This window comes from Methanobacterium sp. (assembly GCA_030017655.1).
GTDB lineage: Archaea > Methanobacteriota > Methanobacteria > Methanobacteriales > Methanobacteriaceae > Methanobacterium_D.
In genome coordinates, this window is the sequence record JASEIM010000088.1 from 1 (window position 1) to 606 (window position 606).

General features: G+C 30.0%; 1 protein-coding gene. It reads right to left on the reverse strand.

Going from position 1 to position 606, the window contains the following annotated elements:
* Positions 1-183 precede the first annotated feature (183 nt).
* Positions 184-378 (reverse strand): ATP-binding protein, encoded by a 195-nt coding sequence (locus QMD61_11750; GenBank protein MDI6725307.1) that lies wholly within the window; start codon positions 376-378, stop codon positions 184-186.
* Positions 379-606: the final 228 nt, after the last annotated feature.

Sequence of the window (606 nt, forward strand, 5' to 3'; positions counted from 1 at the left end):
GGCGCTATGAAGAAATGGAAGAAGTTATAGAATTAATTGCAGAAAACGGAAATCCCCAGATGAGTAAAGCAACTGCCCAATTCTTCAAATCATTATATGAAGAAATTAATACACTTAAAAAGCGACCAGATACCTATAGCGATGTTTTTAAGCTTATTGATAAGAATGAATGAAATTAGTTCCCTAAATCAAACAATTCTCAATAGGAATAGCAAAATAGAATGTTGATACTTTACCAAATTCAGATTCAACCCAGATATGTCCGCTATGACGTTCTATTACCTTTTTACTAACAGCTAAACCTACTCCTGTACCTTTACTCTTCTCTTGTGTGTAAACGTTGAAAAATGGTGAAAATAAGATCTTGATAGTGTTCATTAATAGTTTTTTCGATTTTGGTTTTAAGATTAAACTGCTTGTTAGTAAATGTTATAAGCAAAAATAAAAGTTTTAAAAGAATTATTTGTATTATTAAATACATATTATGTCATAAAAAATGAAAATAAAATAAATCTCATTTCAGAAAGCCTTCAACAAAATTTCTAGCTTCATTAAGTGCTTCTAAAGGAATTCCCTTGGGCATTTCGCCGATTTCTCCCTGAACAT